Consider the following 23684-nt stretch of genomic DNA (forward strand, 5'->3'; position numbering starts at 1 on the left):
TTGATCTTCATCAAGGTGAGGCGCCCGCGACCCGCCTAGCATCACCATCAGATGAAATGGTGAGAGGGCTGTGGCCATGGCTGCGAACATCGGACGACTGGACCGGACCATCCGGATCCTGATTGGCCTCGGGCTGATCGCGCTCGTCTTTGTCGGCCCGCGAACGCCGTGGGGTTGGATCGGCCTGGTGCCGCTGCTCACCGCGTTCGTCAGCTTCTGCCCGCTCTACGCACTGATCGGAATCGGGACCAAGTCCTGACCGTCACTTTGCGCGCCTCTCGTCCCACCGTCCGGGCATTGGAGGCCAGTGCAAAGGGAGGCCCCCTCTTGGCAGCGGAGGGGGCCTCCAATGTTCGGCCGGGAATGTTCAACGGCGCCGACTGAGCCGTTCCGGTCAATCAGCCCTTGGTGCGCGCCTTGTCCACGGCAGCCTGTAGCGTCTCGGTGCCGACCAGGCCGTTGAACACCTGATCGCCCACCACGAATAAAGGCGTGCCCTCGGCGCCGAGGGCCTGGGCGAGGCGGATGTTGCTCATGAACTCATCGTCGCCGCCCTTGGCCGCGATGGCTGCCTTCGCCTTGTCGGCATCCAGCCCCGCCGTGCGCGCGGCCTTGAGAATGGCATCCGAGGAGACGCCGCCGGCCGCGTACATCGCCTTGTGAAAAGCCATGAACTTGTTCTCGCTGGCGGCCAGCAGGCTGACCTTCGCCGCATTGGCACTGCCATCGGCAATGATCGGCAGTTCGCGATAGACGACGCGCAGATCGGGATTGGCCTTCACCAGTTCCTCGATATGCGGCAGCGCGGCGCGGCAATAGCCGCAGGCATAGTCCATGAACGCAACAAGGGTGACCTTGGGCTGGGCCGCGCCTTCCCATGCGCCCGGATAGGGCGTTTCCAGCGCGGACCGGTTCTGATCGACGGTGCCGGCGGTCTGCTTGGCCTTCAGCCGTTCCATCGCCTGCGGGATGATCTCGGGATGCTCGAGGATATAGTCGCGCACCACCGATTCGATGGCGGCGCGGTCCGCCGTCGGCAGGGCCGGGCTTTGATTGGTCGCAGCATAGGTTACCGCCGCGCCGCCGGCGAGCAGCGCAACGGCCAAAGCCGGCATCACCATCCGCCCGCGCTTGCGCTCGCCGGTGCGGGTGCCTAGCGCGGACATGATCACCCCGGCTGCGCGGAACAGCGCGCCCGCGCCTGCCTTGTTCGTCATTTCTTTCGTGTCCTTTCCATGGCGGCGCGGCTGGCCATCGCAATGTCCTGCGCCCGCAGATAATCGGGTGAATTGGGCTGGATGCCGGCCAGTGCCACATCGGCATGGCGCAGGGCGAGCGCGTCCTGCCCTTCCATCGAGTAGCGCTCGGCCGTGGCGAGCGCGGCGCGGGCGGTGTCGCCCTTGCGCTGGTAGACGACGCCGAGCGAATACCAGGCGAACGGATTCTGCCGATCCCGCGCGACCGTGTTGCGCAGCACGCGCTCGGCCTCATCGAGATGGCTGTCATCCTCGGTCGCAACGAGGGCATGGCCGAGCATCGCGGCGATCAGCGGCTCGCCATTGGTGCGCTGCACGGCCTCGCGCAGCGGCGGGATGGCATCGGCGGGCTTGCCGGATTCGAGCATGACCTGCCCTTGCAGCTCCAGAAAATAGGGGTCGTGCGGCGCGGCCTTGAGCAGGGTATCGACTTCCGCCAGCGCTTTCTCGGTAAAGGCGCTCTTATGATAGGCATAGGCCCGCGCATAATGGGCGGGCAGGCTCTGGTCCGAGGGCGGATAAAGCTTGAGGGTCTTTTCCGGCTCGCTGACGAAGCCGATCAGCTTGGCGCGCACACGCTGGAAGCGGGCTTCCAGCGCCGGATCGGTGGGCTTGTTCCAGGCCGGATCATTCTCATACAGCGCCGTCAGGGCCGAGATGCGGTCGCGCGAGAGCGGGTGGGTGCGGACATAGGTGTCCTGCGGCACGTAGAGCCGATATTCCAGATTCTGCAGCTTCTGGAAGAAGGCGATGCTGCCCTTGCCGCTGATGCCGGCGGCCTTGAGATAGCGCGCGCCGGCGGCGTCCGCGCTCGATTCCTGCGTGCGCGTGAAGGTGAGGAAGCGACCCATCGCGGCCTGTTGACCCGCCGCCATGATGCCCATGCCGGCCTCGCCCCCGCCCGCTGCCATCGCCGCCGCACCGAGCAGCAGCGAGACGAGCTGGATGCCGGTGGCTTCCCGCGCGCCATCTGCAAAGCGCACGATGTGGCCGCCCTCGATATGGCCGAGCTCGTGGGCCATCACGCCCTGCACCTGATTGAGATCGTCAGCCTCCGCGATCAGGCCGCTGTGGAACCAGACGATCTGCCCACCCGCGACGAAGGCGTTGAGGCTGGGATCGTTGATCACCAGCATCTGCACATTGCGCTCATCGAGCCCGGCGGCCCGGATGATCGGGACGGAGGCATCGCGCATCAGCGCTTCGGTTTCGGCATCGCGCAGGACGGACTGGGCCAGCGCGGGCTGCGCGGCGAGCAGGCTCAGCAGCGCAAGAACGGCGAGAAGGCGGCCGATCAGCCAGGGCGCGACAGCCGCCTCACGGGCATGATGGGGTTTGAGCTGGCCGGCAAGCTGCCGGGGAGGGGAGAGCGGCCGATCCATGACCGGCCCCTTAGCCCGGCGAGCCTGAACCCGGCATGACGGATCGGACGATCCATCATGCCGGTTCTCAGACCGCAGGGCGGTGTGCGTCACGCGCCGAACGTGCGCTGCCACCAGCCGCGACGGGGCGTTTCGCCGCTGTCGCCATCGGCTTGCGCCGGCGCGTCAGAGTCCGTTGCCGTGTCGGCGGCATCCGCGACCAGCGTCTCACGCGCCTCGGTAGCGGCCTCGACGGTCTTGGGCTTGCGACGCGCGCGCGGCTTGGCGGCGGCCTTGGGCGCCTCTTCTGCCGCCTCGGTGCTTGCCTCAGCTTCGGGCTGGGCTTCACCCTCGGTCGCGGCGGGCGTTTCCGCAGCCTTGGTCGTCTTGCGACGCGTGCGGCGCTTGGGTACCGGTGCCTCGTCGGCGGCCTCGGTCGGTGCTTCAGCAGCAGGCGCTTCGGCGGTCGGGGTCTCGGCCAGTTCCGGCGAGACTTCGACCGTCACGGCTTCGTCCGTGGTTTCGGCAGCCTTGCGGGTGCGACGACGGCGCTTGGGCGCAGGCGCTTCTTCCGCGTCGGCAGCAGGCTCGGGCGATGCGGGCTCGGCCGTCTCCTGCACTGCCTCGGCAGCGTCCACCGATGCGACCGGCGCGGCGTCTGCTGCGTCGCCCGTCTCGCCTTCGCTGGCTTCGGCGCCATTGTCTGCACCGTCGCTCTGTCCGCCCCGCCGGCGACGACCACCACGGCGACCACGGCGACCGCGACGCGGTGCCTCGTCAGACCCTTCGGCCTCGCTCGATTCGGACGGACCGGCTTCGGCCTGCTCGTCATCGCGCTCATCGGCATCGGCCTGCGCGTCGTCATCCTCGTCGGACGCAGCGCCATCGCTGTCCTGCGGCGACTGGTCGTCCCGGTCACGCCGGCCACGGCGACCACGACGGCGACGCTTGCGCTTGCGTCCCTCGCCACCTTCGTCGTCTGCGCGAGGCTGGCGCTCTTCAGCGACCTCTTCCTCTTCCTCGATGTCGTCGATCTCGTCCTCTTCGTCCTCCACCTCTTCGGTGATGACGGGGGCATAGCTGACCTGCATGGTCGGGCGCGGGCCACTGGCCTCGACCGACATGCGGGCGCCCTCGATCTCGCCATCGGGCAGGATGAGGATGGTCACGCCATAGCGGTTCTCGATTTCATCGAGTTCGCGGCGCTTGTTGTTGAGCACGTAGAAAGCCGCTTCCTGGCTGGCGCGCAGGGTGATCTGGCTGCCACGACCGCGCGCGGCTTCCTCTTCCAGCATGCGCAGGGCCGAGAGGCCGGCCGACGATGCCGTGCGGACGAGACCGGTGCCTTCGCAATGCGGGCAGGGCCGGGTCGAGGCTTCCAGCACGCCGGTGCGCAGGCGCTGGCGGCTCATTTCCATGAGGCCGAAGCCGGAAATGCGGCCGACCTGGATGCGGGCGCGATCGTCCTTGAGCGCCTCCTTCATCGCCTTCTCGACCTTACGGATGTTGGAGTTGTGCTCCATGTCGATGAAGTCGATGACGACGAGGCCGGCCATGTCGCGCAGGCGCAACTGGCGGGCGATCTCGCGCGCAGCTTCCAGATTAGTGGCCGTGGCGGTCTGCTCGATACTGTGCTCGCGCGTCGAGCGGCCCGAGTTGATATCGATGGAGACTAGCGCCTCGGTCGGGTTGATCACCAGATAGCCGCCGGACTTGAGCTGCACGACCGGATTATACATCGCGGCGAGCTGGTCCTCGACCCCGAAGCGCTGGAACAGCGAGACCGGATCGGCATATTGCTTCACGCGCCGGGCATGGCTCGGCATCAGCAGCTTCATGAAGTCCTTCGCCTGGCGATAGCCTTCATCGCCCTCGACGATCACTTCCTCGATATCGCGGTGATAGATGTCGCGGATGGCGCGCTTGATGAGATCGCTGTCATTGTGGATCAGCTCCGGCGCGGCGGCCCTGAGCGTGTTCTCGCGAATCTCGTCCCACAGGCGGGCGAGATAGTCGAAGTCGCGCTTGATCTCGGTCTTGGTGCGCGAGAGGCCCGCCGTGCGCACGATGCAGCCCATGGTGTTGGGCAGCTTCATTTCGGCGATGATGGACTTCAACCGCTTGCGATCCGCACCGTTGCTGATCTTGCGCGAGATGCCGCCGCCGTGGCTGGTGTTGGGCATCAGCACGCAATAGCGGCCGGCGAGGCTGAGATAGGTGGTCAGCGCCGCACCCTTGTTGCCGCGCTCTTCCTTCACGATCTGGACGAGCAGCACCTGGCGGCGCTTGATGACGTCCTGAATCTTGTAGCGACGGCGCAGGGCCATGCGCTTGCGGCGCACTTCCTCGGCGGCCTGCTCATTGCCCTTGCCGTTCTGCTTGCGGGCCGGCGCTTCGCCTTCGCTCTCTTCGTCTTCGTCGAGATTGGGGCGCTCGACGACTTCTACGCCGTCCTCGCCATGATCATCCTCGTCGTCGACATCGCCGCGCAGGGCGGCTTCTTCGGCGGCGTGCGCGGCTTCTTCAGCCAGCAGCGCCTCACGGTCCTCGCGGGGGATCTGGTAATAATCCGGGTGGATTTCCGAGAAGGCGAGGAAGCCGTGGCGATTGCCACCGTAATCGACGAACGCCGCCTGCAGCGAGGGTTCGACTCTGGTAACCTTGGCGAGATAGATATTGCCCTTGAGCTGCTTGTGTTCAGCGCTCTCGAAATCAAACTCCTCGATCCGGTTCCCCGTTACGACCGCGACCCGGGTCTCTTCCCGGTGGCGCGCATCGATCAGCATACGCATTGTCATTAAAGTCTCTCCAGCCGGTCATCGCCATGCGCCGCAAGCGGGGATGGCGACCCGGTGTCATGTAGGGGGGCGCGCTCTTGCGTGTCGTGTCGACACGGCAGCGGCGCTGAAAACCCCGGTTTTCAAAAAAGGATTGCGTGTCTGTCGCCTGGGCATGTCCGCGTCCTGCGGATACCGGCTTGAACAGTGCTCGCGGCTGAAGGCCCGCTTTCGCGCGCTCCAAGCTCATCAAGCCATGCCCCATGCAACATCAACCTGTCGGATCGCCCAGAAGGCGATGATTAACCGGAAAAATCCCCACCGCGCGCCAGTCGGGCACAGCGGGTTGTCCGGGAGAACGAAGCGCTAGCAGGGCTTGCTCCGCAGAGCAACGTGGAAAAGCAGAAGGCCCCGCGCTGCCAGACCAAGCCAGGCCGCTTGCCAGCGCGGCGGCACCCTGCACGCAAGAGCCTTGCCGGCCGGTTAACTTTTGGCTGGCGCTGGCGGCGCGTGGGCGGCAAAAGTCGCCTTCCATGGCCCTGTTGACCGCATTTTCTGCTCTTGTGCTGATCCTTGCCGCGCCGTCGGACGGGGGGCAGGTGCCTGTGGCTTGGGCGCCTGCGTCCGGCGCTGGCGACCTCACAAACCATATGAGCCGCCCGCCCAAGGGGCCGCGCCTTGTCGTGCGCATTCCGGATGCTGCGCCGGCCGTGCCCCTGCCGACGATCGAAGGGCCGAAAGACCCACGCCGTCCGCTGGTGGTGATTGACGCCGGCCATGGCGGGCACGATCCCGGCGCCTATAATGCCAGCCTCGATATTCGCGAGAAAGATCTGACTCTGGCCATCGCGCAGGCCGTGCGGGATGAACTGCTCAAGACCGGCCGCATCCGCGTTGCGCTGACCCGGTCGGACGATCGCTTCCTCATCCTGCAGGAGCGCTACAGCATCGCCAGCAAGCTGGGCGCCGGACTGTTTATTTCGATTCACGCGGACGCCGCGCAAGACGGGGAGGCGCGGGGCGCCACCGTGTATACGCTGTCCGATGTCGCGTCCGACCGCGAGGCGGCGCGGCTGGCGGCGCGCGAGAACCGCACGGATATCATCAATGGCGTGGACCTCTCGGGCGCCAGCACGGCGGTCAGCTCGATCCTGATCGATCTGACCCGGCGGGACACGATGGAATCCTCGGCGCGCTTTGCCGAGATTCTGCATCGCGAGGGGCTGCCGCATTTCCGCTTCCGCACGCCCTATCACCGGCAGGCCTCGCTGGTCGTGCTCAAATCGGCCGATACGCCCTCGGTGCTGCTGGAAACCGGCTATGTCAGCAACAATGCCGAGGCCGGCTGGATGGCGACGCGCGATGGGCGGTTGCAACTGGCCAAGGGCGTTGCCGCCGCCGTCTCGGTCTATTTCGCGCGGCAATCGGTGCAGCGCTGAATTCCAGATTTGCGCGCACCCTGCCGCAAAATCGGTTCCCTCACGCGGCAGAATTGGTCTAGGTGGCGCGCATGGAAGAAGCGACAAACGAAGCGACGAGCTTCCGGTTGCAGCGGGGCGGGCGTCTTGACGCCGTGCGCGCGCGCCTGCGCGACATGATGAAGCGGCGGCGCTGGCGCTGGCTGGCTTATGCGCTGCTGGCCTTCGTTGGCGCGATTTTCCTCTTCTGGCTGCTGTTTGCGCGCGATCTGCCCGATGCGCGCACGCTGCTCGATTACCAGCCGCCGCTGCCGACGGTGGTGCGCGATATCGATGGCCAGCCCGTCTACAGCTTCGCCCGCGAGCGCCGCGTCCAGCTGCAATATTCCGATTTCCCGCCGATGCTGGTGAATGCCTATCTGGCTGCGGAAGACCGGACGTTCTTCAGCCATCACGGCCTGGATTATCCGGGGCTCGCCCGCGCCGCATTCCAAGGCCTGATGAGCGGGCAGACGCCGCGCGGCACCTCCACGATCACCCAGCAGGTCGCCAAGAACCTGCTGGTCGGCAATGAGGTGAGCTATACGCGCAAGCTCAAGGAAGCGATCCTCGCCTGGCGCATGGAAAGCGTGCTGACCAAGCAGCAAATCCTCGAACTTTACCTCAACCAGATCTTCCTCGGCCGCAACGCTTATGGCGTGCAGGCTGCGGCGCGCGCCTATTTCGACAAGGATGTGGGCGATCTCAAGCTGCACGAGGCGGCCTATCTCGCGATCCTGCCCAAAGGGCCGGCGAACTATCGCCCGGAAGTGCACATGGATCGCGCGCTCGAACGGCGAAACTGGGTGCTGGGCGAGATGCTGCGCAACCGCTTCATCACGCAGGGCCAATATGAGGAAGCGCGTGCGCAGCCGCTGGGCGCAGTGCGGCAGCGCGGCAGCGGCTACAGTGCTGTCGGCGGCTATTATATCGAGGAAATCCGCCGGCGCCTGATCGCCGAGTTTGGCGAAGCTGCCGAGCATGGCCCCAACAGCGTCTATGCAGGCGGCCTGTGGGTGCGTTCGCCGCTCTCGCCTTTCATGCAGGAGCAGGCGGCGCGGGCCCTGCGCGAGGGCCTGCTGCGCTATGATTCGGGCAAGGGCTGGTCCGGGCCGATCGCGAAGATCGACAATCTGGATCGCTGGGAAAGCGAGCTCGCCGCGTCCAATCTCGGCATCGATTATGCGGACTGGACCGTCGCGGTGGTGCTGGGCAAGTCCGGCAGCAGCGCCTCGCTCGGCCTGCCCGGTGGCCAGACCGGCACATTGCCGCGCTCGTCGGCCCTGCTCGCGGACCGGCGCAATGGCCGGCCGACCTTCGATTCGCTCAAGCCCGGCGATGTCATCGCGGTGAAGCCCGAAGGCAATGCCTATGCGCTGCGCAATGTTCCGGGGGTTTCCGGCGGCTTCATGATCGAGGGCGTCCACACCGGCCGCGTCTTCGCCATGCAGGGCGGGTTCGATGCGCGCCTGTCTTCCTACAACCGGGTGACGCAGGCGATGCGGCAGCCCGGCTCGACCATCAAGCCGTTCGTCTATGCCGCCGCGCTCGACAATGGCATGACGCCCGCCTCGATCATCGTCGATGGCCCCTTCTGCGTGTGGCAGGGCGCCAATCTTGGGCAGAAGTGCTTCCGCAACTTCTCCGGCGGGGGCGGTGGCGCGCAGACGATGCGCTGGGGCATCGAGCAATCGCGCAACCTGATGACGGTGCGCACGGCGGCGCAGACCGGCATGGATCGCGTCGTCCGCACCATCAAGGCGATGGGCATTGGCGATTACCAGCCCTATCTCGCCTTCGCGCTCGGCGCCGGCGAGACGACCGTCGAGAAGATGGTCAATGCCTATGCGATGCTCGCCAATCACGGCCGCCAGCTCACCCCCAAGGTGATGGATTATGTGCAGGACCGCAACGGCCAGGTGATCTGGCCGCGCAACTGGAAACCCTGCCAGGGCTGCAATGCCGATGACTGGAACGGCAAGGCCATGCCGCGCTTCGCCCATGGCGGTCGGCAGGCGATGAACCCGATGACCGCCTATCAGATGGTGCACATCACCGAAGGTGTGATCCAGCGCGGCACCGCGACTAGCCTGCGCGATCTCGATCGGCCGCTGTTCGGCAAGACCGGCACGACCAATGGCCCGACCAACGTCTGGTTCGTGGGCGGATCGCCGGACATCGTCGCGGGCGTCTATGTCGGCTTCGACCAGCCCCGCAACATGGGCGGCTATGCCCAGGGCGGCACGCTGGCGGCGCCGATCTGGAAATCGGCCATGGCGCCCATTCTCAAGGATATGCCCAAGACGCCGTTCGTGGCGCCGGCAGGCGTCCGCATGGTGCGGGTCGACCGGCGCAGCGGCAAGCGCGTCTACGGCGGCTGGCCGTCGGACGATCCGCGCACCGCGATCATCTGGGAAGCGTTCAAGCCGGAAACCGAGCCGCGCATTTCCATGCGGCGCGATGAGCTGGAAGAGCGCGCGCGCGAGGACAAGCCCGCCGCGGCCCGCCGCGATGTGAGCCGTGATTTCGCCGGGGAGCAGGGCGGCATCTATTGAGCCGTGGGCGCGGCGACCTATATCGCTTGTCTGGCCCGTTACTTGTCCCGTCCTCGTGCGCCGCGTTCACGCGATGCTCAGCCTTGATGGGATAGACAGGTCGCCTGTCATGGAGGACCCGTCTTGAAGCGCTGGTTGATCGGCCGCCTGCCGACCCGCGAAAGCCTGCTATCGAATCGGTGGATGAAGCCGTTCGCGCACCGCATCGCGCACCCGCTGCTCTGGCATTTCAACCGGCGGTCGACAGCACGCGGGGTCGCGCTGGGTCTGTTCGCGGGCTTCCTGATTCCCTTCGGGCAGACGCCAGTTGCGGCCATGCTCGCCATTTCCGCACGGGCCAATGTGCTGACTGCCGCATGCGCGACTTTGGTCACCAATCCTCTGACCTTCCCGCCGATCTACTTCGCTGCATACAAGCTGGGGAACGGCATGTTGGGCGACCGTCTTAACGCGAACAGCGATGCGGTGATTCGGTCTTTAGGCGCCCAGGCGATGGATTTTGCGGTGCCCACGGCGCTGGGGCTTCTCCTGTTCGCCATCGTCGGAGCTATCCTCGGCTTCTTCCTCGTCCACCTCGGCTGGCGGGGCTGGGTGGCCCATCGTTGGCGGCAGCGCAGCCGCGCGCGGCAGGGCGATTCTGCCGCATCCGATCCGCGCGATCAGTCGTTGATCTGAGAGCAACTTTCCGCCCGCTGTGCCAAGGCCGGCCTTCTCGCCCCTTGACCGGGGGGAAGCGGCGTCGCATCGGGCTGCATTCGGCCCACCATCTGGCCACGGACTTGACGGAGATTTCTCATGCGTGCCGAAGCGCAGGCCCATGTCGACCACATTCAGGCAGCGCTGGATTTGCTGCGCCGGTTCCTCGACTGGGATCGCGCGCTGCGCCGCCTGGATGAGCTGAACGCGCGCGTGGAGGATCCGACGCTGTGGGATGATCCCAAGGCAGCGCAGGATGTCATGCGCGAGCGCCAGCGGCTCGACGCAGCCATCAACGCCACCCGGGCCATCGAATCCGAGATGAATGATACCGTCGAGCTGATCGACATGGCGGATGCCGAGGGCGACGAGGAGATGGCCAATGAGGGCGTCGCCGGCCTCGCCGCGCTGGCTGAGCGGGCCGACCGCGACAAGGTGACGGCGCTGCTCTCCGGCGAGGCCGACGGCAACGACACCTATCTGGAAATCCACGCCGGCGCCGGGGGCACCGAGAGCCAGGACTGGGCGGAGATGCTGCTGCGCATGTACCAGCGCTGGGCGGAGAAGCGCGGCTACAAGGTCGAGATGATCGAATATCAGGCGGGCGAACAGGCCGGCATCAAGTCCGCCACGCTGCTGCTCAAGGGCGAGAATGCCTATGGCTATGCCAAGACCGAGAGCGGCGTGCACCGGCTGGTGCGGATCAGTCCCTATGACAGCTCCGCCCGGCGCCACACCTCGTTCAGCTCGGTGTGGGTCTATCCGGTGATCGACGACAATATCGAGATCGAGATCAAGGAAAGCGACCTCAAGATCGATACCTATCGCGCGTCCGGCGCTGGCGGTCAGCACGTCAACACCACCGATTCCGCGGTCCGCATCACCCACGTGCCGTCCGGCATCATCGTGGCGAGCCAGAACGACCGCTCCCAGCACAAGAACCGCGCCACCGCGATGAACATGCTCAAGGCGCGCCTCTATGAGGCGGAGCTGCAGAAGCGCGAGGCAGAAGCCAACACCGATTATCAGGCCAAGACCGAGATCGGCTGGGGCCACCAGATCCGCTCCTATGTGCTGCAGCCCTATCAGCTGGTGAAGGATCTGCGCACCGGCGTCACCTCCACCGCGCCCGATGACGTGCTGGACGGCGCGCTCGATCCGTTCATGGCGGCCGCGCTCAGCCAGAAGGTGACCGGGGAGAAGGTCGACGTCGAGGATGTCGACTGATGCTGCGCGGGCGGGATGCGCGGCGCTCAGCCGCGCTGGTCCTGCTGCTTGGCACTGCCTTGCTTTCGGGCTGCGATTCGCTCGCGCCGGCGTCCAGTGGCCGGCCTGACACGGCCGAAGCCTTCCCCCGCGCCGACCGGCCTGTGGCGCCGATCATCTCGACGCGCTGGTCCACGGAGGAGGCGCGCGACCGGGTCAACGAGGCCGAGGAAATCATGGACCGCGCCGGCATCGCGCCGGGCATGACCGTGGCCGACATCGGCGCGGGTGAGGGATACTACACCGTGCGGCTCGCCACACGCGTGGGGCCGAGGGGCCGCGTGCTCGGGCAGGACATCATCGCCGAGGTGATCGACCAGCTCGGCCAGCGGGTGACCCGCGAGAATCGGGACAATGTCAGCGTCAAGCTCGGCACGCCGGACGATCCGCGCCTGCCGGAGCACAGCTTCGACCGGGTGCTGATGGTGCACATGTATCATGAGATTGCCGAGCCCTACGCCTTTCTCTGGCGGCTCTATCCTGCGCTCAAGCCCGGCGGGCAGGTGGTGGTGGTCGATATCGATCGCCCGACCGAGCATCATGGCACGCCGCCGGCACTGCTGCGCTGCGAGTTCGAGGCGATCGGCTTCCGCTTCGTCGGCATGGAAGGCCGGACGGCGGCGGGCGGCTATCTGGCGCGTTTCGAGCCCGGCGAACGCCGTGTCGAGCCGAGCGAAATCAGGCCGTGCCGCTTGGCGCGCCGCGGTCGACCCGGATAGCGGGCGAGGCGATCAGCCCACCCGGCGCCCGGCCCAGATCACGCGACCGACGATATTGACGAGGGCGGGGTCGACATCCTCCCATGTGGGGTAGAGCGGATTGTCGCTGCGGATCGAGAAGAGCCCGCGGCGGGGCGCGAGCGCGACGCGCTTGACCATCAGCACATCATCCATGCGCAGCACGTAAATGCCATCGCGCAGCCGATCGATGCCGTCGGCCCGATCGACCATGATGTCGTCGCCATCGCTGAGCGTGGGAGCCATCGACTCGCCATCGACGCGGATGATGGAGAGCTGATCGGGCTGGCCGCCCAAGGCCCTCAGCCAGCGCATGTCGAAGGCCAGCGCGCCGGCCGCCGCCTCATCCTCGACCAGCGCGCCAAGGCCGGCAGAGGCGCCGAGAGCGAGTCGGGGAACTGCGATGAGCCCGCGCGGCAGGGGTGCGCTGTGTCTCATCGGGTTGGGCGTCAGTGCTGAAGAGCCGCCGAGCAGCGCCTCCTCGACGCCAAAGAAGCGGGCGAGCAGCTGGCGATCGGCCTCGTCCAGCTTGCGGGGCGAGCCGCGCTTCACGAACTGCTGAATATAGGCCGGATTGCGACCGAGCAGGCGGGAAATGCTGCCATAGCTTTCCCCGCGCTCCTGAATCAGCCGTTCCAGATTGGCTCTCGCATCGACGCTGTCCATTGCGGAACACTACACATAGGAATTTTCCTAGACAAGTAGGAAATAACTTTAGAACCTAGGGGTCTTCCTATTGTCGAGTCCAGTGAGGAGGTTCGGTTGGCGATGACGGTTCTGAGATCCATAGAGTTGTTCCTGCGCCGCACAGGCATGGCGGCAACCCGTTTCGGTCGCGAATGCGTGCGCGATCCCCGTTTCGTGCATGATCTGCGTCGGGGGCGTGAACCCTCCGAACGCACGCGGCGCCGTGTAGAACATTTCATGAACATTTATGAAGAAGGTGCGCAATGAGAGCGCTGTTGAGATCCAGGCCGGCTCGTTCGTCTGCCATGGCCAGCTCGTTGCCTCGCAAGGCCGCCCCAGCTCGCAGCACGCGGCGCGATTGTCACGGCCGTCTGCTGGCTGCTTTGCAGGCGCTGGCAGGCCAAGATTGTGCTGTGGAGGATGGCGGACAGCGCCCCTGGTGCAGCGCGACGTTCATCGGCGCGCAGCATCGGATCGTGCTGCACCTCGCAGGTCCGGATGCGTGGGACAGGGCGACGGTGCTGACCAAGACGTTGCCGGACGCAGAGATCGCCCTCGTCCATCATATCGTCGTCGATCTGGCGGTCGATTCCGTGATGGATGGGCAGCATGGCCGGGTGGAGATGGTGCTGGCGGTCCTCACGATTGAGGACTGGTGACTGGCGTGCGGTGCGGCTTTGTCAGTGGCGGGACTGGATGGTCAGTGCGCGCAGGCGGGCGAGCGCCTCGCTCAGCGCAGCCTGCATCGCGGCGGAGTCCTCCTCCGTCGCATCGCTGGCGACGCGGATGGCTGCATCATCGCTTATCGGGCGGGCGCGGGGCCAGTGCGCGGCGGCCAGCGCGCTGACCACCAGATCGCTGAGCGGCGCTGGCATGACCGCGCTGAACGACGCCCATGCGGGCAGCGCGTTGGTCTCGGTGACGAGCATGAGGGCCGGGCGGCGCGGCGTCGGCGCTGTCTCCGCAACATCCGGAGTGGCGGGTAGGTCGTCGTTCTTACGAAGGCGAGGCGCCGGCCTTGGGCTCCATGCGGAGGGTGCAGCCTGACCCTGAGCCGATACCTGCGCGCGACTCGTGCGGCCGAACAACCGCGCCAGCAAGCTCGTCACATCCGGCGCGGCCCATGTCAGGCCTGCCCGCATCGTTCTTGTCTGTCCCATGCCGCTTACCCCCTTGGCCTCGATTGGCCCTGCCGTAGCGGTAGCGTGCAGATGGTAAATGAAACGGTAACGATGTGATTTTCGCCGGCATTGACGGGTGCAGGCCGCCATGTCAGGCCGGGCGGGAGAGGAGAAACTGGTGTCCGTTCCCGAGAGCCTTCGCCGTGGTTTGCGTCTGCCCGTCATCGGCGCGCCGCTGTTCATCATCTCCAATCCCGATCTGGTGATCGCGCAGTGCAAGGCGGGCATCATCGGTGCCATGCCGTCGCTGAATGCGCGCGCGCCAGACCGGCTCGAGGACTGGCTGGAGCGCATCGTCACCGAACTCGCGGCGCATGATGCCGCCCATCCCGAGGCGCCGGCCGCACCCTTTGCCGTCAATCTCATCGTTCATCGCTCCAACCCGCGCCTGATGGAGGATCTTGCGATCTGCGCCCGCTTCAAGGTGCCGCTGATCATCACCTCGCTGGGCGCCAATGAGGAGGTGAATGCGGCGGTGAAGGCCTGGGGCGGCCTCGTCTTCCATGACGTCATCAATCAGCGCTTCGCTCACAAGGCGGTCGAAAAGGGCGCGGATGGCCTGATCCTGGTGGCGGCGGGCGCAGGCGGCCATGCCGGCAGCCAGTCGCCTTTCGCGCTGGTGGCAGAGACGCGGGCGTGGTTCGACGGGCCGATCGCCCTGTCCGGCGCCATCGCCACGGGCAGCGGCATCGCTGCCGCGCAGGCGATGGGCGCGGACTTTGCCTATATCGGCTCGGCCTTCATCGCCACGGCGGAAGCGCGGGCCAGCGCCGCCTACAAGCAGGGCATCGTGGACGGGCAGGCGGCGGACATCGTCTATTCGGATTACTTCACGGGAGTCTCCGGCAATTATCTGCGCGCGTCCATCGTCGCACAGGGGCTCGACCCCGACGCGCTGCCCGCCAGCGATCCCTCGGCGATGGACTTCGCTGCAGCGACAGGCGCCAAGGCGTGGAAGGACATTTGGGGCGCAGGCCAGGGCATTGGCGCGGTCACCGGCGTGGTGCCGGCCGCTACACTCATCGCGCGATTCGCCGCGGAATATGAGGATGCGCGACGCCGCCTTTGCGCATCGTGAAGGCGCGCACGGTGCGCGGGCTGTACGGCGCGCCACGCGCCCGCCGGGCAAAACACGCCATGGGCCTTGATAATCGGCGACAAACCGGCCAATGGCCCGGCCATGGACAATAGTCGCATCTTTGAAGCGATCGCGCTGCGTCGCTGTCTTTCCGCCCGCTACAACAAGCTGGCGCTCGTGCTCGCGCCGCATGTGCTCTACAAGCGCAACGACAGCTACTTCATCGATGCCATCACCATCACCCGCGACGGCGCCGAGCCGCGCGAACCCAAGGTCGGCAGCTATAATCTGGCGGGCCTGAGCGAACTGGACGTTCTTGAGACCACGTTCGATGTCCACCCGCTGTTCGACCGCATGGACCCGAAATATCGGGAAAACACGCTTTTCATGATCGACGCGGACTGAGTCTGGGCGAACCCGCAACGGGCGTGCGCCGTAAGGACTTCGTCCCGTCTACGCTCATCTGAGTCGGATACCGCTGCAGAGCCCGCGATTTCTGGCGCCTCTTCATTGCAGGGTGCTGTCAGATTTCTCTCTGTTTCCAGACCGATGCGGGCACAGGCTTGCCGTCTGTTAAAGCGCTGGGCAGACTCTGTACAAAATGGCATTTCGCGACCGTAGGTGGTGAGATAAACCGTCAGACCTTGGCGTATCGGCGCAGATGGCAAAATCTCGCGGGCGGCCCTCGATAGGATCTCGATACGAATGCTCCAGAATATGCCTGCGCGCGCTCAACATCTGGCCTCTGCCGATCTGGCCTTCCTGGCTGGCGGGGGCGAGTGCGCTGCGTTGATCAGGGACAGGGACTGGAGCGCCACGCCACTCGGTCCGATCGAAGACTGGGCGCCCTGCCTCAAATGCGCCGTTTCGCTGCTGCTTCGCTCGCAGGTGCCGATCGTGATGTTGTGGGGCGAGGAAGGCGTCATGCTGTATAACGACGCCTATTCCGGCTTCGCGGGCGGGCGCCACCCCGAGCTTCTGGGTTCCAATGTTCGGGAAGGATGGGGCGAGGTCGCCGACTTCAACGACAATGTCATGAAGGTCGGGCTGGCCGGCAAGACGCTCCATTATCGCGATCAGGAATTGACGCTGCACCGCCACGGCCGGCCCGAGCAGGTGTGGATGGACCTCGATTATTCGCCGGTGCTCGATGAGCAGGGCCAACCGGCGGGCGTCATCTGCATTCTCGCCGAAACGACCGAACGCGTTGCGGCTGAGCGCAAGACCGAATTCCTGATGTCGCTGTCCGACGCGTTGCGCCCTTTGACCACGCCGGCCGACGTCATTGCCCTGACGGCGGAACGCCTTGGGGCGTATCTCTCGGCCAGCCGGGTGTTCTACGCGGAAATCACCGACGGCCGCATGACCGTCGAGCGCGATCATCATCGCGGTGTCGGATCGATCGTCGGCGAACATTCGCTCGAAGCCTTCGGCCCGGATCTGCTGAACGCGTATCGCGTCGGCACGCCCGTGGTGGTGCGCGATGTGCAGGCCGACGCGCGCCTGAGCGCCGAGGCAAAGGCCGGCCTTGGCGCGCGCGAGGTCGGCGCCTTTGTGGATGTGGTGCTGTTCGAGGAAAAGCAGTGGGTGGGCTTGCTCGCGGTCCAGAACGCCACGCCGCGCGTCTGGACGGCGGAGGAAGAAACGCTCGTCCAGGAGGTGGGTGAACGCGTCAAGGTTGCCGTGGAACGCGCGCGCTCGGAGCGGGACCGTCTGTGGACCTTGTCGCAGGATATGCTCGCGCGCGCCGATTTCACCGGTATGATGTCGGCCGTGAGCCCCGCCTGGACGCAGGTTCTCGGCTGGACGGAAGCCGAACTGCTCACCCGCGGTTACGCGACCTTCATGCATCCCGAAGACATGCCACCGACGCTGGAAGCCATTGAGCGCATGGCCCAAACCGGGGAGCCGACGCGGTTCGAGAACCGCATCGCGACGCGGGATGGGGGATGGAAGCACATCGAGTGGACCGTCGCGCCCGAGCCCGATGGCGTGAACTTCGTCGCCGTCGGCCGTGACCTGAGCGAAACCAAGGCTCGTAATGCGGAACTCGAAGCGGCGCGGGAGGCGCTGCGGCAGAGCCAGAAGATGGAAGCCATCGGCCAGCTGACCGGCGGCGTCGCGCATGATTTCAACAATCTGCTGATGGCCATCACGAGCAGCCTCTCGCTGCTCGGCAAGCGGATCCCCGATGACCCCATGTCGAAGCGGCTCCTCGACAATGCCCAGCAGGGCGCCGAGCGCGGCGCCGCACTGACCCAGCGCATGCTGGCCTTTGCGCGGCGGCAGGACCTTTCGCCCGAACCGGTCAACGTCTCCTCGCTGCTCGACGGGCTCAAGGAACTGGCGCAGCGGACGCTGGGGCCGCTCTGGCCGCTCGAATTTCATGGCGTTGCGGACGGCCCGTTCATCGTCGCCGATCCCAACCAGATCGAGATGGCGCTGCTCAACCTGCTGGTGAATGCGCGCGATGCCTCACCCGATGGCGGCGCGATCAGGATCGAGACAGATACCAAGCGGATCGCGCCGGGCGAATCGGCCGAACTCGCGCCGGGCAGCTATGTGCGCATTCTGGTCATAGACCAGGGCACGGGGATGGATGCCGAGACGCTGGCGCGGGCGACCGAGCCATTCTTCACCACCAAGGGTGTCGGCAAGGGGACGGGCCTTGGCCTGTCGATGATCCATGGCCTCGTGCGCCAGCTCGGGGGCACCTTTACCCTGACGAGCGCGCCCGGCATCGGGACGACGGCGGCGCTCTGGTTCCCTGTTTCCAGCGACGATGCCAACCGGCCGGCATGGGAGGCGGAGCCGGCGCTGTCTGCGGACAGCACGGTTCGCCCGCTCAAAATTCTCGCCGTGGACGATGATCCGCTCATCCTGATGAACACGGCAGCGTTCCTGGAAGACCTCGGCCATCAGGTGTGGGAGGCCGATTGCGCGGCCGATGCTCTCAAGATCTTGCGGGACAATCCGGGCATCGACCTGCTCGTCACCGATCAGGCCATGCCGAACATGACCGGCGTGCAGCTTGCCATGCAGCTCATGGCCGAGGACATCCGCCTGCCGATCATCCTCGCCACTGGCTATGGCGAGGTGCCGACGGATAGCGGCCTTAACGTCCTCAAGCTGGGCAAGCCTTTCTCGCAGGGTGAACTGAAGGCGGCCATCGCCCGTGCAATGGCGGAAGTCCGGCAGGCTCTGTAAGCGCCGGGATCAGCGCTCAGGACGAATGCGGCCGCGCCCGGTCGATCGGGCCGCTGTCGAGCAAAGGCGCTGCGTCGATATGTTCGGCGTCCATCAACATGGCGAGGCGCTCGGTCGCGGCGAGGACCATCGCCTGTTCCCAGACGGGCAGAGCTGAAAAGCGCTCGGTAAAGGTCGCCTGGACGGGATCGGGCGCTTCTGCGAGAGCGGTTTCTCCCGCCGCCAGAACATGCAGATGGAACTGCCGCTTGTCGCGTTCGCTGCGCTCCCGCTGGACAAATCCCAAGGCGACAAGGCGGTCGACGATCGCCGTGATGGTGGCCTGGCTGAACTGCAGCGATTGGGCAATCGCGCTTGGCGTGGCGGAGGGGGCGGCGGCGATTTCCCGCAGCACCAGCAGTTGCGAGGGGGTGAGGCCCGTGGCCGTGGCGAGCTGGCGGCTGCCGATCTCCGTGGCGCGCAGAATCCGTCGCAAGGCGCGCAAAGTGGATGAAGCAATATCGAGGTTCATGCCGTGTCGATAGCGCAAGGCGCGCCCCACGCCAATTCGCCGGAACGACGGGAGTGGGTGGGCATATACTTTATCAGATGAACTAAAATTTGCCTCTTCCGGTTGAAGTGAGCGAGATAAGTGCCATATATGGCGCTGAACGACGCTCTGCACAGCGTCGCGTCTCAGAAAAGATAATTCGGGAGATAAACAATCTTTGATCGACAAGCTACAGCGGCTCTTGAGCCGCCAAGGGCTTCTGCGCACTTTTTAGATCGCGAGGGGCGATCTATCTCGCTTCGAAAGCCCGCCGCCACGGACGGGCCTGCCGTCAGTGCCCTGATTGCCGCATCACCGCCGTTGGATGCGAACTCCGCCTATTGCAACCTCCTGCAATGCACCGATTTCGCCGACAGCTGTGCCGTCGCGGAATGCGATGGCGCCCTGGTGGGCTGGGTGTCTGGCTATCGCGTGCCGCAATCGCCCGAGACGTTGTTCGTCTGGCAGGTGGCCATCGCCGCCGCCATGCGGGGCCATGGCCTCGCAGGCCGGATGATCGAGGCCTTGCTGGCGCGCCCGCAGCAGCATGGTGTGACCCACATCACGACCACGATCACGCAGGATAACCGCGCATCCTGGGCGCTGTTCGAAGGACTGGCGCGGCGGTGGAACGTCCCCATCGAGAAGACCGCGCGCTTTGAGCGCGAGCCACATTTTGCCGGAGCGCACGCCACCGAGTGGCAGGCGCGCCTCGGCCCGCTGCCTCATCTGGCAGCCGCAACAGAAGAAGGAACGCTGACAGCATGACCGCCAACATCTTGCCCCACCCCACGGCCCGCAAGCCCGACACCGCCATTTACGAGCGGCGGGAATCCGGCGTGCGCAGCTATGCGCGCTCCATGCCGCGCCAGTTCAACCGGGCGCAGGGCGTCTGGATGCACGACAATCAGGGGGGGCGCTATCTCGACTTCCTCTCGGGCTGCTCGACGCTCAACTACGGCCATAATCATCCGGTGCTCAAAAGCGCTCTGGTCGATTATGTCGCCAGCGACGGCATCACCCACGGCCTCGACCTCCACACTGATGCGAAAGCGGATTTTCTCGCTGCGCTGGAGGAGATCATTCTGCGCCCGCGCGGGCTGGATTATCGGGCCATGTTCACCGGGCCGACCGGTACCAATGCGGTCGAGGCGGCGATCAAGCTGGCCCGCAAGATCACCGGTCGCGAGATGGTGATCGCGTTCACCAACGGCTTCCATGGCATGACGCTGGGCGCGCTGGCCTGCACCGGCAATGCCGCCAAGCGCGGTGGCGCCGGCGTGCCGCTGAGCCATGTCGCGCATGAGCCCTATGATGGCTATCATGGGCCGGACGTCGACACGGCCGAGCTGCTGGAACGCCGTCTGTCCGATCCGTCCAGCGGTCTCGATGCGCCGGCCGCCATTCTGGTCGAGACGGTGCAGGGCGAGGGCGGGCTCAATGTCGCGTCGGCGGAATGGCTGCGCAAGATCGCGGCGATCGCCAAGCGCCACGGCGCGCTGCTGATTATCGACGATATTCAGGCGGGCTGCGGGCGCACCGGCAACTTCTTCAGCTTCGAAGGCATGGGCTTCACGCCGGACATCGTGACGATGGCGAAATCGCTCTCCGGCATGGGCCTGCCCTTTGCGCTCACTCTGTTCAGCCCCGCGCTCGATCAATGGTCGCCGGGCGAGCATAATGGCACCTTCCGGGGCAACAACCATGCCTTCGTGACCGCCACGGCCGCGCTTCGCCATTTCTGGAGCGACGACACATTCCAGCAGGACATTGCCCGGCGCGGCGCACTGCTGGAGCGGCGGCTGGAGGCGATGGCCGCCGAACATGGCCTTTCCACCCGCGGTCGCGGCATGATGCGCGGCATCGATGTCGGCTCGGGCGAGGTCGCCGAAACCATCACCGCCGCCTGCTTTGCGCAGGGGCTCATCATCGAAACCAGCGGTGCACATGACGAGATCGTGAAGGTGCTCGCGCCTCTCGTGATTGAGGACGACGTGCTGTCGGCCGGCCTCGACATTCTCGAGGAGAGCATCCGGTCCGCGCTCAGCGTCCCTTATGGCGTCGCCGCAGAGTAAGAGGAGATACGCAATATGATCGTTCGCAAGCTGCAGGACATCCGCAAGACGGACCGCAACGTGAAGTCCAAGGGGTGGGAGAGCGCACGCCTCCTGCTCAAGGATGACGATATGGGCTTTTCCTTCCACGTCACCACCATGCACGCGGGCGAGGAACTGCACATGCATTACCAGAACCATCTGGAGGCGGTGCTGGTCCTCAAGGGCACCGGCACCATCGAGGATCTGGGCACAGGCATCACGCACAAGCTCTCGCCCGGCGTCATGTACGCCCTCAACGACCATGACCGGCACATCGTGCGCCCGGAGACGGACATATTGTGCGCCTGCACCTTCAATCCGCCGGTGACCGGCAAGGAAGTCCATGACGAACATGGTGCCTATCCCGCCGACACCAGCGCCCCGCGCGAGCCCGCGCTCGCCGACTGAACTACCTTTCAACCATTAGAAGGGGGAGAAGCATGCAAGACCTCTACCCATCCCGCCACGATAGCGTGGCGGCCTTTTCGCCGCGCCTCGACCCCGTCGTTCATAGCGACTGGAACGAGGACGCACCCATCAGCCGTGCACAGGCCGAGCGCTTCGACCGCGACGGCTATCTGGTGCTGGAAGACCTGTTTTCCGACGAGGAAGTCGCGTTCCTCCAGCGCCACGCCGGCAAGCTGCTGGCCGATCCTGATGCGCTGGAAGACGAAACGGTGATCAGCGAGCCGGGCAGCCGCGAGATCCGCTCCATCTTCCGCATCCACGCGCAAAGCCCGGTGCTCGGGCGGCTGGCCGCCGATGCGCGCCTGGCCGAGGTCGCCCGCTTCCTGCTAGGGGATGAGGTGTACATCCACCAGTCCCGGCTCAATTATAAGCCCGGCTTTCGCGGCAAGGAATTCTACTGGCACAGCGATTTCGAAACCTGGCATGTGGAAGACGGGATGCCGCGCATGCGGGCGTTGTCCATGTCCGTGCTGCTGGCCGAAAACACGCCGCATAATGGCCCGCTAATGCTGATCCCCGGATCGCATCGCCAGTTCCTCACCTGCGTCGGTGAAACGCCGAAGGACCATTATCGCCAGTCTCTCAAACGCCAGGAATATGGCGTGCCGGACGAGGACAATCTCGCCGAGCTGGCTGACACGTTCGGCATCGTGGCGCCGACCGGCAAGCCCGGATCCGTGGTGATCTTCGACTGCAACATCATGCACGGATCGAACGGCAACATCACGCCATTCCCGCGCGCCAATGCCTTTCTCGTCTACAATGCCGTCTGCAACCGGCTGGTCGCGCCCTTCGGCGTCGAGACGCCGCGCCCGGCCTTCATCGCCGCGCGGGGCGAGCCGCAGGCGATCACGCCTGTGAAGGGACCGTTGATGGAGGAGGCGCTGGCATGAGCCATAGTGTGGAAAAGATCGGCGGCACATCCATGGCCGCCACAACGACTTTGTTCGACAATGTGCTGATCGCCGGCCGCAAGGGCGCCGATCTCTACAACCGCATCTTCGTCGTCTCGGCCTATGCCGGCATGACCGACCTGCTGCTGGAGCACAAGAAGAGCGGCGAGCCGGGGGTCTATGCCCGCTTCGTCGCGGATGACGATGCCGATGGCTGTCGCCACGCCATGGATGCGGTGCGCGACGCGATGAAGACGCGAAACGCCGGGATGTTCGTGCGCGAAGAAAGCCTCGCCGAAGCGGACGCCTTTGTCGAGATGCGGATCGCCACCGTCGCCGCCTGCCTCGATGATCTGGCGCGGCTGCGCAGTCACGGCCGCTTCTGCCTCAAGGAGCAGCTGGTGACGGTGCGCGAGCTGCTCGCTGGCCTCGGCGAGGCGCACAGCGCGCATTCGACGGCGCTGCTGCTGCGCGACCGGGGCGTCAACGCCGCGTTCGTCGATCTCACCTTGTGGGACCAGCAGGACATGCGCGAACTGGATGAGCGCATCCTGCAGGCCTTCGCGTCCATCGATCTCAGCAACACGCTGCCGATCGTGACCGGCTATGCCGGATGCAGCGAGGGCATGGTGCGGCTCTATGCCCGTGGCTATTCGGAAATGACCTTCTCGCGCATCGCGGTGCTGACCGGCGCACGCGAAGCGGTCATCCATAAGGAATTCCACCTTTCGAGCGCCGACCCGCGCCTCGTCGGGACGGACAAGGCCCGCAAGATCGGCCGCACCAATTATGACGTGGCCGATCAGCTCGCCAATCTGGGCATGGAGGCCATTCACCCCGGCGCCGGGCGGGGCTTGCGTCAGACGGAGATCCCGCTGCGCGTGCGCAATACCTTCGACCGGGAGGATGGCGGCACGCTCATCTGCGGCAAATATGTCTCCGATACGCCGCGCGTTGAAATCGTGACCGGCGTGCGCCAGGCGCAGGCCCTGCAGTTCTTCGAGCAGGATATGGTCGGGGTGAAGGGCTATGACGCCGCGATCCTCGAGGCGTTGACTCGCCATGGCGCGTGGATCGTCAGCAAGGCCTCTAATGCCAACACCATCACCCATTATCTCTCGACGGACGCCCCGACGGTGAAGCGCGTGATCGCGGATCTGCAGGGACGCTACCCCGATGCCGCGATCTCCGCCCAGCCGGTGGCGATCGTCTCGGTGATTGGCAGCGACATCTCGCGGGCGGGGCTGCTGGCCGATGCCTTGCGCGCGCTCGCGGATGAAGGCGTGCCGATCATCGCGATGCAGCACCAGATCCGCAATGTCGACGTGCAGTTCATCGTCGCTGTCGAGGATTATGAGACCGCCGTCGGCGCTCTCCACCGCGCCTTGGTGGAGGATGACGCGGCCATGACGGAGGACCGGCGCGCGGCTTGAACCCGCG

General features: G+C 65.7%; 22 protein-coding genes. 16 read left to right on the forward strand and 6 right to left on the reverse strand.

Annotation, left to right across the window (positions count from 1 at the left end):
- Positions 1-76: 76 nt before the first annotated feature.
- Positions 77-259, forward strand: coding sequence for a DUF2892 domain-containing protein (locus M2341_RS02080; protein WP_264584033.1), 183 nt, complete (start codon positions 77-79; stop codon positions 257-259).
- A gap of 139 nt (positions 260-398) precedes the next feature.
- On the opposite strand, the gene M2341_RS02085 is transcribed toward M2341_RS02080, so the two are convergent.
- The 3 genes from M2341_RS02085 to M2341_RS02095 form a co-directional block, all read right to left on the reverse strand.
- Entirely contained in the window at positions 399-1121 is a 723-nt protein-coding gene (locus M2341_RS02085) for a DsbA family protein (RefSeq protein ID WP_413715684.1), read from the reverse strand.
- Between the two features lie 92 nt (positions 1122-1213).
- Entirely contained in the window at positions 1214-2638 is a 1425-nt protein-coding gene (locus tag M2341_RS02090; RefSeq protein WP_264576846.1) for a M48 family metalloprotease, read from the reverse strand.
- Positions 2639-2727: 89 nt separating this feature from the next.
- Positions 2728-5415 carry an Rne/Rng family ribonuclease gene (locus M2341_RS02095; RefSeq protein ID WP_264584035.1) on the reverse strand — a complete coding sequence of 896 codons (2688 nt, stop codon included), beginning with the start codon at positions 5413-5415 and terminating at the stop codon, positions 2728-2730.
- 512 nt (positions 5416-5927) lie between these two features.
- Between M2341_RS02095 and M2341_RS02100 the strand changes: the two genes are divergently transcribed.
- The 5 genes from M2341_RS02100 (at position 5928) to M2341_RS02120 (ending at position 12087) form a co-directional block, all read left to right on the forward strand.
- Positions 5928-6833 carry an N-acetylmuramoyl-L-alanine amidase gene (locus tag M2341_RS02100; protein ID WP_319801036.1) on the forward strand — a complete coding sequence of 302 codons (906 nt, stop codon included), beginning with the start codon at positions 5928-5930 and terminating at the stop codon, positions 6831-6833.
- 71 nt (positions 6834-6904) lie between these two features.
- On the forward strand, positions 6905-9406 hold the full coding sequence (locus tag M2341_RS02105; RefSeq protein WP_264584036.1) for a penicillin-binding protein 1A: 2502 nt from the start codon (positions 6905-6907) through the stop codon (positions 9404-9406).
- 123 nt (positions 9407-9529) lie between these two features.
- Entirely contained in the window at positions 9530-10081 is a 552-nt protein-coding gene (locus M2341_RS02110; RefSeq protein ID WP_264584037.1) for a DUF2062 domain-containing protein, read from the forward strand.
- A 120-nt stretch (positions 10082-10201) separates the two neighbouring features.
- Positions 10202-11329 carry a peptide chain release factor 2 gene (gene prfB, locus M2341_RS02115; RefSeq protein ID WP_264584038.1) on the forward strand — a complete coding sequence of 376 codons (1128 nt, stop codon included), beginning with the start codon at positions 10202-10204 and terminating at the stop codon, positions 11327-11329.
- Positions 11329-12087: a class I SAM-dependent methyltransferase gene (locus M2341_RS02120; RefSeq protein ID WP_264584039.1), complete on the forward strand. Its 759-nt coding sequence runs from the start codon at positions 11329-11331 to the stop codon at positions 12085-12087. The genes prfB and M2341_RS02120 overlap by 1 nt, the downstream gene beginning before the upstream one ends.
- Positions 12088-12099: 12 nt before the next feature.
- On the opposite strand, the gene M2341_RS02125 is transcribed toward M2341_RS02120, so the two are convergent.
- Positions 12100-12771 (reverse strand): helix-turn-helix transcriptional regulator, encoded by a 672-nt coding sequence (locus M2341_RS02125; protein ID WP_264584040.1) that lies wholly within the window; start codon positions 12769-12771, stop codon positions 12100-12102.
- Positions 12772-12873: 102 nt separating this feature from the next.
- Between M2341_RS02125 and M2341_RS02130 the strand changes: the two genes are divergently transcribed.
- Entirely contained in the window at positions 12874-13059 is a 186-nt protein-coding gene (locus M2341_RS02130) for a hypothetical protein (protein WP_181561545.1), read from the forward strand.
- 146 nt (positions 13060-13205) lie between these two features.
- Entirely contained in the window at positions 13206-13451 is a 246-nt protein-coding gene (locus tag M2341_RS02135; protein ID WP_264584041.1) for a hypothetical protein, read from the forward strand.
- A 21-nt stretch (positions 13452-13472) separates the two neighbouring features.
- On the opposite strand, the gene M2341_RS02140 is transcribed toward M2341_RS02135, so the two are convergent.
- On the reverse strand, positions 13473-13952 hold the full coding sequence (locus M2341_RS02140) for a hypothetical protein (protein ID WP_264584042.1): 480 nt from the start codon (positions 13950-13952) through the stop codon (positions 13473-13475).
- Positions 13953-14091: 139 nt separating this feature from the next.
- Here M2341_RS02140 and M2341_RS02145 point away from each other — a divergent pair, with 139 nt between their 5' ends.
- The 3 genes from M2341_RS02145 (at position 14092) to M2341_RS02155 (ending at position 18258) form a co-directional block, all read left to right on the forward strand.
- On the forward strand, positions 14092-15051 hold the full coding sequence (locus M2341_RS02145; protein ID WP_264584043.1) for an NAD(P)H-dependent flavin oxidoreductase: 960 nt from the start codon (positions 14092-14094) through the stop codon (positions 15049-15051).
- Positions 15052-15153: 102 nt separating this feature from the next.
- Positions 15154-15456, forward strand: coding sequence for a hypothetical protein (locus tag M2341_RS02150; RefSeq protein WP_181560836.1), 303 nt, complete (start codon positions 15154-15156; stop codon positions 15454-15456).
- Between the two features lie 300 nt (positions 15457-15756).
- Positions 15757-18258, forward strand: a complete 2502-nt coding sequence (locus M2341_RS02155; RefSeq protein ID WP_264584044.1) for a PAS domain S-box protein — start codon at positions 15757-15759, stop codon at positions 18256-18258.
- Between the two features lie 16 nt (positions 18259-18274).
- Here M2341_RS02155 and M2341_RS02160 read toward each other — a convergent pair whose 3' ends face one another.
- Positions 18275-18769, reverse strand: a complete 495-nt coding sequence (locus M2341_RS02160; RefSeq protein ID WP_264585968.1) for a MarR family winged helix-turn-helix transcriptional regulator — start codon at positions 18767-18769, stop codon at positions 18275-18277.
- Between the two features lie 270 nt (positions 18770-19039).
- Between M2341_RS02160 and ectA the strand changes: the two genes are divergently transcribed.
- Genes ectA through M2341_RS02185 form a run of 5 tightly spaced genes read left to right on the forward strand, consistent with a single transcriptional unit; the run spans position 19040 to position 23677 of the window.
- On the forward strand, positions 19040-19555 hold the full coding sequence (gene ectA / locus M2341_RS02165; protein WP_264572314.1) for a diaminobutyrate acetyltransferase: 516 nt from the start codon (positions 19040-19042) through the stop codon (positions 19553-19555).
- Entirely contained in the window at positions 19552-20862 is a 1311-nt protein-coding gene (ectB, locus tag M2341_RS02170; protein ID WP_264584045.1) for a diaminobutyrate--2-oxoglutarate transaminase, read from the forward strand. Before ectA ends, ectB begins: the two co-directional genes overlap by 4 nt.
- A gap of 15 nt (positions 20863-20877) precedes the next feature.
- Positions 20878-21291: an ectoine synthase gene (locus tag M2341_RS02175; RefSeq protein WP_264584046.1), complete on the forward strand. Its 414-nt coding sequence runs from the start codon at positions 20878-20880 to the stop codon at positions 21289-21291.
- Positions 21292-21323: 32 nt separating this feature from the next.
- Positions 21324-22244: an ectoine hydroxylase gene (gene thpD, locus M2341_RS02180; RefSeq protein WP_264584047.1), complete on the forward strand. Its 921-nt coding sequence runs from the start codon at positions 21324-21326 to the stop codon at positions 22242-22244.
- Positions 22241-23677, forward strand: a complete 1437-nt coding sequence (locus M2341_RS02185; protein WP_264584048.1) for an aspartate kinase — start codon at positions 22241-22243, stop codon at positions 23675-23677. The genes thpD and M2341_RS02185 overlap by 4 nt, the downstream gene beginning before the upstream one ends.
- The last annotated feature ends 7 nt before the right edge of the window (positions 23678-23684 follow it).

This window comes from Sphingobium sp. B7D2B (assembly GCF_025961895.1).
Classification (GTDB): domain Bacteria; phylum Pseudomonadota; class Alphaproteobacteria; order Sphingomonadales; family Sphingomonadaceae; genus Sphingobium.

Bases quoted from the DNA above. Each gene is read 5' to 3' on its own strand.
- M2341_RS02080 (WP_264584033.1), top strand. From the start codon at position 77: ATGGCTGCGAACATCGGACGACTGGACCGGACCATCCGGATCCTGATT.
- M2341_RS02085 (WP_413715684.1), bottom strand. From the start codon at position 1,121: ATGGTGATGCCGGCTTTGGCCGTTGCGCTGCTCGCCGGCGGCGCGGCG.
- M2341_RS02090 (WP_264576846.1), bottom strand. From the start codon at position 2,638: ATGGATCGGCCGCTCTCCCCTCCCCGGCAGCTTGCCGGCCAGCTCAAA.
- M2341_RS02095 (WP_264584035.1), bottom strand. From the start codon at position 5,415: ATGACAATGCGTATGCTGATCGATGCGCGCCACCGGGAAGAGACCCGG.
- M2341_RS02100 (WP_319801036.1), top strand. From the start codon at position 5,928: ATGGCCCTGTTGACCGCATTTTCTGCTCTTGTGCTGATCCTTGCCGCG.
- M2341_RS02105 (WP_264584036.1), top strand. From the start codon at position 6,905: ATGGAAGAAGCGACAAACGAAGCGACGAGCTTCCGGTTGCAGCGGGGC.
- prfB (WP_264584038.1), top strand. From the start codon at position 10,202: ATGCGTGCCGAAGCGCAGGCCCATGTCGACCACATTCAGGCAGCGCTG.
- M2341_RS02120 (WP_264584039.1), top strand. From the start codon at position 11,329: ATGCTGCGCGGGCGGGATGCGCGGCGCTCAGCCGCGCTGGTCCTGCTG.
- M2341_RS02125 (WP_264584040.1), bottom strand. From the start codon at position 12,771: ATGGACAGCGTCGATGCGAGAGCCAATCTGGAACGGCTGATTCAGGAG.
- M2341_RS02130 (WP_181561545.1), top strand. From the start codon at position 12,874: ATGACGGTTCTGAGATCCATAGAGTTGTTCCTGCGCCGCACAGGCATG.
- M2341_RS02140 (WP_264584042.1), bottom strand. From the start codon at position 13,952: ATGGGACAGACAAGAACGATGCGGGCAGGCCTGACATGGGCCGCGCCG.
- M2341_RS02150 (WP_181560836.1), top strand. From the start codon at position 15,154: ATGGACAATAGTCGCATCTTTGAAGCGATCGCGCTGCGTCGCTGTCTT.
- M2341_RS02155 (WP_264584044.1), top strand. From the start codon at position 15,757: ATGCTCCAGAATATGCCTGCGCGCGCTCAACATCTGGCCTCTGCCGAT.
- M2341_RS02160 (WP_264585968.1), bottom strand. From the start codon at position 18,769: ATGAACCTCGATATTGCTTCATCCACTTTGCGCGCCTTGCGACGGATT.
- ectB (WP_264584045.1), top strand. From the start codon at position 19,552: ATGACCGCCAACATCTTGCCCCACCCCACGGCCCGCAAGCCCGACACC.
- M2341_RS02175 (WP_264584046.1), top strand. From the start codon at position 20,878: ATGATCGTTCGCAAGCTGCAGGACATCCGCAAGACGGACCGCAACGTG.
- thpD (WP_264584047.1), top strand. From the start codon at position 21,324: ATGCAAGACCTCTACCCATCCCGCCACGATAGCGTGGCGGCCTTTTCG.
- M2341_RS02185 (WP_264584048.1), top strand. From the start codon at position 22,241: ATGAGCCATAGTGTGGAAAAGATCGGCGGCACATCCATGGCCGCCACA.